The organism is Nakamurella leprariae (genome assembly GCF_016918035.1).
GTDB lineage: Bacteria > Actinomycetota > Actinomycetes > Mycobacteriales > Nakamurellaceae > Nakamurella > Nakamurella leprariae.
Genome location: NZ_JAERWK010000019.1, coordinates 21,513 through 34,341, shown reverse-complemented (window position 1 = coordinate 34,341; position 12,829 = coordinate 21,513). Strand labels below are relative to the sequence as shown.

Genomic DNA, 12,829 nt, shown 5'->3' with positions numbered 1-12,829 from the left:
GACAACTCGTCGGCGCGACCGCCGACGGGACGGCTCAGTGGACGGCGACGTCCCGGGACGGCGCGTGCTCCGGGCGCCGCACGAAGAAGGACGCCACCACGGCGGCGAGCGCGATGATGCCGCCGACCAGGAACGCGCTGTGCACGCCACCCGCCTCGGCGGCCACCTGGTCCAGTCCCTGGTCCAGCCGGGACGCGGTGCCGGTGGTCATCAGCGTGATGAAGACCGCGGTGCCGGCCGCGCCGGCCAGCTGCTGGACGGTGCCGATGATCGCGCTGCCGTGCGGGTACAGCCGCGACGGCAACGAGCCGAGCGCGCTGGTGAACAACGGCGTGAAGATCAGCGCCAGACCCGCGCTCATGAAGGTGTGGATCAGCACCACGGTGACCCGGGACGTCGACTCGTCCAGCGTGGAGGCGAACAACCACAGCGCACCGGCCACGATCATCGCACCGGGGATGGCCAGCGGACGCGGACCGACCCGGTCGAACCAGCGACCGACCACGGGCGACATCACGGCCATGACCACGCCACCGGGCAGCACCATCAGACCGGTCGACAGCGCGCTGCTGTGCAGCACCTGCTGCAGGTAGATGGGGAGCAGGATCAGCGAGCCGAAGAGCGCCATCATGCTGATGGCCAGCTGCAGCAGCGACAGGCCGAACGAGGCGAACTTGAAGGTGCCCAGGTCCATCAGCGCGCGGCCGTCCCGGGCGAGCAGCAGCTGCCGGACCACGAACAGCACCAGCGCGGCGGCACCGATGGCGATCGGGATCCACGGGGCGACGGGCGCCTTGCCCTCGGCCGACTCGCCGATGCTGCTGAGCCCGAAGATCAGCCCGCCGAACGCGAAGGCGGACAGGACGATCGACACCGCGTCGAACGGCGAGCTCTTGCGGTCGATCTCGACCTCGGTGATCTTCGTCGCGCCCAGGACCAGGGAGGCCACCGCGATGGGCAGCACGATCCAGAACATCCAGCGCCAGCTCAGCGCGCTCAGGATGATGCCGGAGATGGTCGGGCCGATGGCCGGCGCGACAGCGATGACGATGGAGTTGCGGCCCATCATCCGGCCCCGCGAGGCCACCGGGACCAGGTTCATCACGGTGGTCATCAGCAGCGGCAGCATCACCGCGGTGCCGGAGGCCTGCAGCACCCGGCCGGCCAGCAGCACCTGGAAGCCGGGGGCGATCGCGCAGACCAGCGTGCCAACACTGAAGATGCCCACCGCGGCGATGAACACCGAGCGAAGCTTGTAGCGGGACAGGATGAATCCGGTGGCCGGGATGACCACGGCCATGGTGAGCATGAATCCGGTGGTCATCCACTGCGCCGTGCTCGCGGTGATGTCCAGGTCCTCCATGAGCCGCGGCAGGGCCACGCTCATGATGGTCTCGTTCAGGATGACCACGAACGCCGAGATCAGCAGCACCGCGATGACCAGATTGGCACCGGGTGCCATCTGGTCCGGGCCCCGCTTGGCGGTCGGCGGTCCGGGAACGCTGCTCCCGGATGTCGTCGCCGGCGCGTCGACGCTCATTGCACATTCCTTTCCCACGTTGAACGCCCATCTTGACACACTCCGCGCCAAGTTGGCAGTGAGTGTCATCTTGGCGTGGAGCGACTAGCATCACTCGGCAAGTGCGGACGACCGCCGGCATCCCGCCGGTCGCCGGATCCGCGTGCGCACCACCGGACGAAACGGGGAGGAGACGCACCATGTCCGTCACCGACGCCGCGGTCGCGGATCCAGTGACCGATGCCGAGCACCCGAGCGAGCGCCCCGACCTGCGGGAACGGCGACGCCAGGCCACCAGCGCGGAGATCAGCGCGGCCGCCTTCGACCTGTTCGAACGCCAAGGCGTCGACGGCACGACCGTGGAGGACATCGCCCGGACGGCCGGCATCTCGCCGCGGACCTTCTTCCGCTACTTCCCGTGCAAGGAGGAGGCGGTCCTCACCGTGCAGCGGGAGTTCGACTGCGCGATCGCCGACGTGCTGGCCCTGATCGGGGCCCGCCCCGATCCTGCGGCACCTCCGGTCGCCGTGGAGGAGGTCGGCGCCCGGGTGCTGTCCGCGGTGGTCGCCGCGTACGTACGAGTCATCGACGAGTTCGGCGACCGACGGGCCGCGGCCGGCGCCACCCTGCTGCGCGTCCGCCGGCTCATCCGCACCGAGTGCGCGCTGCGCACCGTTGCCATGCGGATGGACAACGAGGGCGACGAACGGCTGGCCCAGGCCATCGCCGCGGCGGTGGACCTGCCGGGTGGCATCCACGAGGCCCGCGGCATCGTCCAGATCGCCGGGCTCGGGGTCCGACTGGCGCTGGACGAGTGGGCCACCCGGGTCGAGGCCGGCGAGGCGGTCACCCCAGCCGAGATCTACCGCGGCACCCGCCGGATGCTCGAGCGGGTCGTCGCCCCGATCGTCACCCCGATCAGCACAGCCATCGGCTGAGCACCGGGTCGGTCACCACCGGGGCCCACGTCCCCGGGGAACGACACGACCCCTGGGCCGGAGGCTCCAGGGGCCGTGATCACTCGGGTGGGCAAGGGGGGAGTTGAACCCCCACGTCCTTTCGGACACACGGACCTGAACCGTGCGCGTCTGCCATTTCGCCACTTGCCCGCGTCGGCCGGCCGGAAGGATCCGACCCGTCGAACGACTCGAAAAGGCTAGCACGGGCCCGGAGGTGCCTCTGACCACTCGGCGACCGGTCCGGCCGCGCAACCATGACCACCCGAACGGGCAGGACACGGCACGCCCCGCAACCCCGTCCACCGTCGGACGTCACCGTTACGATCGGCCCCGAGCACGGCCGGTGCGGGTCGCCGGCTGCGTCGGGAACAGGGCACAGCCGGGTCGGGGAACAGGAGGAAGGTGCACCGGTGCGCGTACTGCAGAACCTGGAACGGCGTCTGCAGGGAGCCGTCGGGAACACCTTCGCCCGCCTGTTCGGTGGATCCGTCCAGCCCGCCGAGGTGGCGGACGCCCTGCAGCAGGAGGCCGACCGGCACCTCGACCGGCGGTCGGCCCGCGCCATCGCGCCCAACCACTACCGCGTCCAGCTCGGTCCGACGGACCGGGCCGGCCTGGACGGCGGGACCGGCGCCGATCAGGACGCCTCGGTGGCCACCGCCCTGGCCGACATGCTGCGCGACTACTTCACGGAACGCGGCTGGGATACCTTCGGTGATGTCGCCGTCACGCTGGAGGAGTCGACCGCCCTGCACACCGGCCAGTTCCGCATCAGCTCGTTCGTGGACCCCGATGTCGGCCGGAACGTCCCCCAGGCACGCCCAGGAGCGACCCCGATGAGTGAGCACCCAGACGCCCGCCCCGGCGAGCCGCGCGGCCACGCCGGTGGCGACTCCCGCCCGCAGGACGACCAGTACGGCCAGCCGCAGGAGCAGCCGCGGTACGAGCAGGAGCCCCAGCCGCCGCTCGACGAGTACGGCCGGCCGCAGTACGGCCAACAGCCGGACCAGCAGTACGGCCGGCCGCCGTACGAGCAGCCCCGGTACGACCAGCCGGGCCACGGACAGCCGCAGTACGACCAGTACGGGCAGCCGCTGTACGGGGCGCCGCAGTACGACCAGTCCGGCCAGCCCCAGTACGGCCAGGGCTACGGACAATCCGGCCCCGGGCAACCGCAGTACGGCCCGGGCTACGGCCAGCCCGCGTACGGACAGCCCTCCTACCAGCCCCAGTACGGACAGCCCCAGTACGGACACCAGCAGTACGGGCAGCCCCAGTACGGGCAGCAGTACGGCCAGCCGGACCCGGGCCAGTACTACCAGCCGGCGCCCGACGCAGAGGCCGTGCTGTACCTGGAGGACGGCTCGAACCGCACCCACCGGCTGCAGCACGGTTCCAACATCATCGGGCGCGGCCAGGACGCGGTGTTCCGGGTGGCCGACACGTCGGTGTCACGCCGGCACGCCGACCTGTGGTTCGACGGCCAGACGGCCGTGCTGCACGATCTGGGCTCGACCAACGGCACCTCAGTCAACGGCGCCCCGGTGCAGACCTGGCAGCTCGCCGACGGCGACGTCATCACCGTCGGCCACTCGACGATCCGGTTCGGCATCCACCTCGCGCACCAGTACCCCGGCCAGTCGGCCGGCCGCTGACCCGCGGATCACTGTCGTGCCGGCCATCGTCCTGCAACTCACCCGAGTGGGCTTCCTGATCCTGCTCTGGCTGTTCGTGCTGGCCGCGATCCGGGTCATCCGGGCCGATCTGCGGGCCGGGGCGGCCGCCGCGGGCAGCGGCTCGGAGCGGCGCGCCGACCGCGGCCGTCGCCAGTCGTCGAACGGCGGGGGCACGGCCACCGCCGGCGCGCGGCCGGTGCCGGGGATCCTGGTGGTGACGGCGGGGTCGATGGCCGGGACCCGGCTGCGACTCGGGCCCGGGCCGATCCTGATCGGCCGGGCCGAGGACTCGACCCTGGTGCTCGACGACGACTACGCCTCGACCCGGCACGCCCGGCTGGTGCAGCACGGCCAGCAGTACTTCCTCGAGGACCTCGGCTCCACCAACGGCACCTACCTCGACCGCGCCCGGATCACCGCGCCGACCCCGGTCACGGTCGGGGTGCCCATCCGCATCGGGCGGACCGTCATCGAGCTCAGACCATGAACCATGAGCTGCGCTACGCCGCGCGCACCGACCGCGGCCTGCTCAGGTCGACCAACCAGGACTCGCTGTTCGCCGGGGACCGGCTGCTGGTCGTCGCCGACGGCATGGGAGGGCACGCCGCGGGCGACATGGCCTCCCGGCTGGTGGTCACCGCGTTCACCCCACTGGACCGCGAGGAGCCGGGCACCAACCTGCTCCGCGGGCTGGCCGGCGCCGTCCGGCACGGCAACGCGGCCATCGCCGATGTCGTCGAGAGCAACCCGGAACTGGACGGCATGGGCACCACGGTCACGGCGGTGCTGTTCGCCGGGGACCGGTTGGGCATGGCTCACGTCGGCGACTCCCGCGCCTACCTCTACCGCAACGGCGTGCTGCACCAGCTCACCCACGACGACACCTTCGTGCAGTCACTCATCGACGACGGCCGGATCAGTGCCGAGGAGGCCGTGCACCACCCGCAGCGTTCGCTGTTGCTGCGGGCGCTGAACGGCACCGACCTGGACCCGTCACTGACCATCCGGGACGTCAGCGAGGGTGACCGGTACCTGCTGTGCAGCGACGGGCTGCCGGCCGTGGTGTCCCCCGAGGCGATCGCCGAGGCCCTCGGCAGCGGCCGCGACCCGGACGACACGGCTGACGCCCTCGTCCAGCTGGCCCTGGCCGGTGGCGGTCCGGACAACGTGTCGGTGATCGTCGCCGACGTCATCAACACCGGCGTGGACGGAGAGTCCTGGTACGCGGCCGACCCGGACGCGACCGGCCCGATCGGGACCTACGAGTCGGTCCGGATGACCCAGGAGATGCCGCGGGTCCCGCTGCCCGGCATCCCCGAGGACGTGCCGTCCCGCCCCGAATGGCTGCCCCCGGACGACGAGGCGGACACCGATCCGCCAGTCGATGCGGACCCGGCCCAGGACGACGACCCTCCGGCCGTGGCGACGCCCCGACCGGCCGCGCCGAACCGCGGCCGGACCTGGCGCCGCCGGCTGGCGCTGTCCCTGGCGCTGGTCACCCTGGCGGGCGTCGCGGTCGCCGGGACGATGCTCTGGGTGCGCAGCCAGTACTACGTCGGCGTCGACGACGGCGAGGTGGTCGTCTACCGCGGTGTGGACGGATCCGTCCTCGGCTTCTCCCTGGCGTCGGTCCAGGAACGTTCCTGCACGCCCGGGCTGGACGGCTGCCGGCCGTTCCAGGTCCAGGACCTGGTGCCCTCCGCCCGGGCCCAGGTGGACGCCGGCATCCGCGCCGGCACGCTGACCGACGCCCGCGACGTGGTCAGCCGGCTCGGCGCCCAGCTGCTGCCGCCGTGCCCGGCGGTGACCGAGGGCACCACCGGCACCACCGTGCCGGGGTCGACGACGGTCACCGTCCCGTCCGGCCCGACCGGCACCCTGCCGACCGACACCGTGCCCTCCACGGTCCCCGTCCCGGGCGACGCCACCACCACGGCCCCCGCCCCCGGCGAGAGCACGCCGATCGCTGCGGCTCCCACAGACACCACCACCAGTACCTCCGGCTCCCCGCTGCCCACCGCGGCGCCCGAGCCCGGGGTCACCTGCCGGGTGGTCGGCTGATGGCCGCCCCGTCCGGGCAGCAGGCCGATCGGCAGCACAGCGACGATCCGGCCGCCACCAGCCCCCCGACCGACCGCCGGCCCACCGGCCGCGCCGCGGAACTCGGCCTGCTGGTGTTCGCGGCCGCCCTGGTCACCGCCGCGCTGGTCATCGTCGAGCTGAACCAGAACCGCGCGCTGTCCTGGCATCTGGCCGCCTACGGCGGGGCGTACCTGCTCGCGCTGGCCGCCGCGCACCTGCTGGTCCGCCGGTTCGCCCCGTACGCGGACCCGGTGCTGCTGCCGGTCGCCGCACTGCTCAACGGGCTCGGGCTGGTGATGATCTACCGGCTCGACCTGGCCGCCGCGGCCAGCGCGGTGAACCGCGGGGAAGACCCGCCGGCCGCGCAGGCCACCCTGCAGCTGGTCTGGACCGCCGTCGCGCTGGTGCTGTTCCTGCTGGTGCTGGTGATCATCCGGGACCACCGGTCGCTCGCCTCGTACGCGTACACGCTCGCCGCGGCCGGCATCGTGTTCCTGGCCGTGCCCGCCCTGCTGCCGGCCCGGTTCTCGCAGGTCAACGGGGCGCAGATCTGGATCCGCATCCCGGGGCTGTTCTCCATCCAACCGGCCGAGTTCGCCAAGATCGCACTGATCATCTTCGCGGCGGCGTTCCTGGTCACCAAGCGTGGCGTGCTGTCCACCGCCGGCAAGCGGTTCCTGGGCCTGACGCTGCCTCGGGTCCGGGACCTGGGACCACTGGTGGTGGCCCTGCTGCTGGCGCTGGCCGTGCTGGTCCGGGGCAACGACCTGGGCACCTCGCTGCTGCTGTTCGGGACCCTGCTCACGATGGTCTACCTGGCCAGCGGCCGGGTGTCCTGGCTGATCATCGGGCTGCTCGGCTTCGCCGCCGGGGCGGCCCTCGCCTACCGGTTGTTCGCGCACGTCCGGGTGCGGGTCAACATCTGGCTGCATCCGTTCGACGACCCGCTGGGCTCGGGCTACCAGCTGGTCCAGTCGCTGTTCGGGCTGGGAACCGGCGGCATGTTCGGCACCGGGCTGGGCGCCGGCCGGCCGGACATCGTGCCGTTCGCCTCCACCGACTTCATCACCGCCGCGCTCGGCGAGGAGCTCGGTCTGGTCGGCCTGACCGCGATCCTGCTGCTCTACCTGGTGCTGGCCACCCGGGGACTGCGCACCGCGCTGGCCGTCAAGGACCCGTTCGGCAGCCTGCTGGCCGGCGGCCTGGCGTTCGCCATCGCCCTGCAGGTCTTCGTCATCGTCGGCGGGGTCACCCGGCTCATCCCGCTCACCGGCCTGACCACGCCGTTCCTGTCGTACGGCGGCTCCTCGCTGCTGGCGAACTGGATCATCCTGGCCCTGCTGGTGCGGATCTCGGACTCGGCCCGCCGCCCGCCGGTCGCACCCGTCCCGGCCGACCGGCCGCGGGCGTCGCTCACCGAGGCGCACACCGAGCTGGTGCCGGTCACCGGTGAGCGAACCGACCGGACCCGTCCGGCCGGCCGCACCGACACGCCCGCCGACTCCGGCACCACCGACACCGAGCGGGCCGGGTCGTGAGGCGCCCGCTGCAGCGGGTCGGCACGGCGGTGACGGTGCTGGTCGTGCTGCTCCTGGCCAACATCACCTGGATCCAAGTGGTCAAGTCCGACGACTACCGCGAGGACCCGAACAACCGGCGGACCCTGGTCGCCGAGTACAGCCGGCAACGCGGCCAGATCACCGCCGCCGGCGGCGTCGTGCTGGCCCGCTCCGACCCGGTCGACGACCAGTACCGCTACCAGCGGGTCTACCCCGGTGGGCCTGTCTACGCCGACCTGACCGGCTACTACTCCATGCGCTACGGCCCGACCGGACTCGAACGCACCCAGAACGACCTGCTGTCCGGGGAGAGCCCGGACCTGTTCGCCGGGCAGCTGTCCGACCTGATCACCGGGCGTGACCCGCGCGGCGGCAACGTCGAGCTGACCATCGTGCCCGCGGTGCAGCAGGCGGCCTACGACGCCCTCACCGCGCAGGGCTGGGCCGGCGCGGTGGTCGCGATCCGGCCGTCCACCGGTGAGGTGCTGGCCATGGCGTCCACCCCGTCGTACGACCCGAACCCGCTGGCCAGCCACTCGGACGCCACCCAGCGCGAGGCGTACAACGCGCTGGTCGCCCCGGCCGACCCGGACGCCCCGTCCCCGCTGATCAACCGCGCCACCAACGACGTCTATCCGCCCGGCTCGACCTTCAAGCTGATCATCGCGGCCGCCGCCCTGCAGGCGGGCGACACCCCGGAGACGCTGGTGACCGGTCAGTCGCAGATCGTCCTGCCCGGCACCGGCGGCGCCACCCTGTCCAACTTCCTGGGCGAGGACTGCGCCGACGCCGGCGGGGCGGACGTGACGATGACGCAGGCGCTGGCCTTCTCCTGCAACACCGCCTTCGCCGAGCTGGCCATGAGCCTCGGCGCGGACGCGGTCCAGGAGCAGGCCGCGGCCTTCGGGTTCGGCGAAGACCTCAGCGAGTCGCTCGGCCTGTCGGTCGAGGACTCCCGGGTGGGCGACATCGGGGACATCGCCGCGCTGGCCCAGACCGGCATCGGGCAGCGGGACGTGGTGGCCACCCCGTTGCAGATGGCGCAGGTGGTGGCGGCCATCGCCAACCGCGGCGAGGCGATGACGCCGCACGTCATCGCCCGGACCACCGCTCCGGACCTGTCGGTGATCGAGCAGACCGAACCCGAGTCGCTGGGGCAGGTCGTGCCGATGTCGGTGGCCGACTCGATCGGCGACATGATGATCGCCTCGGAACGCGAGACGCCGGGTTCGGGCTCGATCGCCGGGCTGACCATCGCGTCCAAGACCGGCACCGCCGAGCACGGCGTCGATCCGAAGAACACCCCGCCGCACGGCTGGTACGTCGCCTACGCCCCCGCCGGCGATCCCTCGCAGCCGCCGCCGGTGGCCGTGGCGGTCCTGGTGGAGAACGGCGGCAACGGCGACCTGGCCGCGACCGGCTCCCGCACCGCGGCCCCGATCGGGCGCGCGGTGCTGGCCGCGGCACTGGCGGCGGGGCTCTGATGACCCTCACCCCCGGCCTGTTCCTGGCCGACCGTTACCGGCTCACCACCCGCATCGCAGGCGGTGGCATGGGTGAGGTGTGGGCCGCGGACGACACCCGGCTCAGCCGGACCGTGGCGGTCAAGGTGCTGCGCTCGGAGTACAGCGGCGACCCGGAGTTCCTCGACCGGTTCCGGGCCGAGGCGCGCCTGACCGCGTCGCTGAACCACCCGGGCATCGCGGCGGTCTACGACTACGGCGAGATCCAGCAGCCCGGCGACGACCGGCCGACCGCGTTCCTGGTCATGGAGCTGGTGCAGGGCGAGCCGTTGTCCGCGGTGCTGGACCGCGTCGGCCGGCTGTCCCCGGCCCGCACACTGGACCTGCTCGTGCAGAGCGGCCGGGCGCTGCAGGCGGCGCACGCAGGCGGCATGGTGCACCGGGACATCAAGCCCGGCAACATCCTGATCACCCCGGCCGGCCAGGTGAAGATCACCGACTTCGGCATCGCCAAGGCGGCCGACCAGGCGCCGGTGACCCGGGTCGGCATGGTGATGGGCACCGCCCAGTACCTGTCGCCCGAGCAGGCGTCCGGGGTGGAGACCGTGCCGGCCTCCGACGTGTACGCCCTCGGCGTGGTCGGCTACGAGTGCCTGGCCGGCCGGCGGCCCTTCCAGGCCGAGAGCGCGGTCGCCACCGCCATGGCCCACCTGCACGAACCGCCCCCATCGCTGCCGCCGGACGTGCCGCAGCCGGTGTCCGACCTGGTGCTGCGGATGCTGGCCAAGGACCCGCGGCAGCGCCTGGCCGACGGGGCCGCCGTGGCCGCCGCCGCGTCGGCGGTGCTGGCCGGGCGACCGGCACGGATGGACCCGCTGCCCGGACGCGACCGGCCGGCGGGGCCGTCCGGTCCGAGCACCCGGGTGCAACCCCCGGGGGCCTGGCCGACCGGTGCGGCGCCGGTGGCCCAGCGCACCGACGCACCGGACCCGGCGCGCTCCGCCCCGCGGATGGTGCCGGCGCCGGTGACCCCGCGGGTGGCCTCCCGCCGGGCCACCGCCTCGGTGCTGCTCACCCTGCTGGTGCTGGTGCTGGCCGCCGTGGTGGCGGTGTGGCTGTCCCGGCTGGCCGAGCAACGGGCCGCGATCGGCCCGGTCCACAACGATCCGGCGGCAACCGGCACCGTGGCCTCCGCGTCAGGTACGCAGGGCTCCGAGGGTGTGCCACCCTCGTGGCTGGCCGTCAGCGGCGTGATCAGTACCAGCGTGCACCGGGGAGTGCACCCAGCAGAGGGACGGCAATGACGGGTTACCTGTTCGGGGATCGCTACCAGGTCGGGGAAACCCTCGGCTTCGGCGGCATGTCCGAGGTGCACCGGGGCCGTGACCTGCGCCTGGGCCGCGACGTGGCGATCAAGGTGCTACGGGCTGACCTGGCCCGCGACCCGTCGTTCCAGGCCCGGTTCCGGCGCGAGGCGCAGAACGCCGCGTCCCTGAACCACCCGGCCATCGTGGCCGTCTACGACACCGGCGAGACCACCGGGGAGAACGGCCCGATCCCCTACATCGTGATGGAGTACATCGACGGCGAGACGCTGCGCGAGGTGCTCAAGCGGGAGGGTCCGCTGGATCCCCGCCAGGCGATGAAGATCGTCGCGGACATCTGCTCAGCATTGGACTTCTCGCACCGGCACGGCATCGTGCACCGGGACATCAAGCCGGCCAACGTGATGCTGAACCGGGCCGGTGCGGTCAAGGTCATGGACTTCGGCATCGCCCGCGCGGTGACCGACGGGTCGTCGACCATGACGGCCACCGCCGCCGTCATCGGCACCGCCCAGTACCTGTCGCCCGAGCAGGCCCGCGGGGAGTCGGTGGACGCCCGCTCCGACGTGTACGCCACCGGCTGCGTGCTGTACGAGCTGCTCACCGGTACCCCGCCGTTCGTCGGCGACACCCCGGTGGCCATCGCCTACCAGCACGTGCGGGAGACCCCGAAGCCGCCGAGTGAGGTCCGGCCCGGGCTGACCCCGGATCTGGACGCCATCGTGCTCAAGGCGCTCAACAAGAACCCGCTGAACCGCTACCAGACGGCCGCCGACATGAAGGCCGACCTGGTGCGGGCGCTGTCCGGGCAGCAGCCCGAGGCGACCCCGCTGATGTCCACCGAGGAACGCGAGGCCATCGAACGACGCGGCCCGGAGCGGGTCGGCCTGGGCGGACCTCCGCTGCTGGCGCCGTCCGTGCACAGCGGCGGGGACGCCTGGGACGACGACGAGGATCCCGGCCGCCGGGCGCGTCGGGTGTGGGGCTTCGTCGGCATCGGCGTGCTCTGCGCGGCTTTGCTGGTCGGCGCGGTGTGGTTGACCCTGCGGGTGACCTCCGCGGCCCCGCCGACCCAGCAGGTCGCGGTCCCGGAGCTGACCGGCATGTCCGCGGACGAGGCCACCGCCAAGCTGCGGGAGAGCGGACTGCGCGTCGGGTCCATCTCGTACGTCGAGTCGACCGACGAGCAGCGGAACCAGGTGATCAACCAGCGGCCGTCGGTCCGGACCCAGGTCGACGTGGACACCGAGGTGGCCCTGGACATCGGCGAGGGCGTCCGCAACGTCTCCGTGCCCAACGTGGCCACGTACTCCCCCGACGCGGCCAAGAAGGCGCTGGAGGCGGTCAACCTGCTCTACGAGCAGAAGCTGGAACCGTCGTCGGACGCCGACAAGGACAAGGCGATCGCCCAGGACCCGGCGCCGCAGGCATCGGTGCCGCCGGGCACCACGGTGACCGTCACCATCGGCAGCGGCCCCGCCTTCACCACCGTCCCGGACGGCCTGGTCAACAAGACCCAGGACGAGGCCACGGCCATCCTGGCCCAGCAGAAACTCACCGCGGTGGCCCAGCAGGTGGACGGCGCTGCGCCGGCCGGCACCGTCGTCAGTGTCGAGCCGGGTCCGGGCACCCGGGTGCAGGAGAACTCGTCGGTCACCCTGACGGTGTCCAACGGGACGCTCATGTCGATGCCGAACCTGCGCAACCTGACCCCGGACGAAGCGGTCGCCCGGCTCCGCAACGCCGGCTGGCAGGGCGACGGCAACGACCTCAAGGTGCAGACCCAGACGGTGACCAACCCGGCCCAGGTCGGCGTCATCTTCAACCAGGACCCCGCCGCGGGCGCGTCGGTCAGCCGGACGACCACCGCGGTGACCGTGGTGATCGGTGTCGGGGCGCAGGTCCAGATGCCGTCGGTGGTCACCCTGCCCGAGGCCCAGGCCCGCGCGGCGCTGTCCGGGTTCTCCAACGTCACCTTCGTCTCGGCCGGTCCCGCGCCGACCCCGGGCCAGGTCGGCACAGTGGCCGAGCAGTCCGTCCCGGGCGGGTCGACGGTGAGCGTCACCACCCGCATCCAGGTGAGCGTCTACGCGTCGGTGGCGACGCCGACGCCGCCTCCCGAGACGTCGACCACGCCGCCGGCTGCCGAGACGACGCCGCCGGCCACGCCACCGGACGGGGGCCAGCCGGCACCGGGACCGGCCAACCCCTGATCGATCAACGTCCTCCGATCGGGGGACGCGGCG

At 72.7% G+C, this 12,829-nt stretch carries 9 protein-coding genes and 1 tRNA gene; 8 read left to right on the top strand and 2 right to left on the bottom strand.

What is annotated here, in order from left to right:
• Positions 1–34: 34 nt before the first annotated feature.
• The gene (locus JL106_RS14460) at positions 35–1,540 is read right to left on the bottom strand and encodes a DHA2 family efflux MFS transporter permease subunit (RefSeq protein ID WP_236007690.1); all 1,506 of its coding nucleotides are present in this window, start codon (positions 1,538–1,540) and stop codon (positions 35–37) included.
• Positions 1,541–1,719: 179 nt separating this feature from the next.
• On the opposite strand from JL106_RS14460, the gene JL106_RS14455 reads away from it, so the two are divergent.
• Entirely contained in the window at positions 1,720–2,457 is a 738-nt protein-coding gene (locus JL106_RS14455; protein WP_205261443.1) for a TetR family transcriptional regulator, read from the top strand.
• A gap of 88 nt (positions 2,458–2,545) precedes the next feature.
• Here JL106_RS14455 and JL106_RS14450 read toward each other — a convergent pair.
• Positions 2,546–2,628 (bottom strand) — tRNA-Leu (locus JL106_RS14450).
• A 260-nt stretch (positions 2,629–2,888) separates the two neighbouring features.
• On the opposite strand from JL106_RS14450, the gene JL106_RS14445 reads away from it, so the two are divergent.
• Genes JL106_RS14445 through pknB form a run of 7 tightly spaced genes read left to right on the top strand, consistent with a single transcriptional unit; the run spans position 2,889 to position 12,796 of the window.
• Positions 2,889–4,133 (top strand): DUF3662 and FHA domain-containing protein, encoded by a 1,245-nt coding sequence (locus JL106_RS14445; protein ID WP_328842433.1) that lies wholly within the window; start codon positions 2,889–2,891, stop codon positions 4,131–4,133.
• Between the two features lie 16 nt (positions 4,134–4,149).
• Positions 4,150–4,641 (top strand): FHA domain-containing protein FhaB/FipA, encoded by a 492-nt coding sequence (locus JL106_RS14440; RefSeq protein WP_205261441.1) that lies wholly within the window; start codon positions 4,150–4,152, stop codon positions 4,639–4,641.
• Positions 4,638–6,215: a PP2C family protein-serine/threonine phosphatase gene (locus JL106_RS22150; protein WP_205261440.1), complete on the top strand. Its 1,578-nt coding sequence runs from the start codon at positions 4,638–4,640 to the stop codon at positions 6,213–6,215. Before JL106_RS14440 ends, JL106_RS22150 begins: the two co-directional genes overlap by 4 nt.
• Entirely contained in the window at positions 6,215–7,774 is a 1,560-nt protein-coding gene (locus JL106_RS14430; protein WP_205261439.1) for an FtsW/RodA/SpoVE family cell cycle protein, read from the top strand. The genes JL106_RS22150 and JL106_RS14430 overlap by 1 nt, the downstream gene beginning before the upstream one ends.
• Positions 7,771–9,279, top strand: coding sequence for a penicillin-binding transpeptidase domain-containing protein (locus JL106_RS14425; protein WP_205261438.1), 1,509 nt, complete (start codon positions 7,771–7,773; stop codon positions 9,277–9,279). The genes JL106_RS14430 and JL106_RS14425 overlap by 4 nt, the downstream gene beginning before the upstream one ends.
• Entirely contained in the window at positions 9,279–10,562 is a 1,284-nt protein-coding gene (locus JL106_RS14420) for a serine/threonine-protein kinase (protein WP_205261437.1), read from the top strand. The genes JL106_RS14425 and JL106_RS14420 overlap by 1 nt, the downstream gene beginning before the upstream one ends.
• Positions 10,559–12,796, top strand: coding sequence for a Stk1 family PASTA domain-containing Ser/Thr kinase (pknB, locus tag JL106_RS14415; protein ID WP_205261436.1), 2,238 nt, complete (start codon positions 10,559–10,561; stop codon positions 12,794–12,796). The genes JL106_RS14420 and pknB overlap by 4 nt, the downstream gene beginning before the upstream one ends.
• The last annotated feature ends 33 nt before the right edge of the window (positions 12,797–12,829 follow it).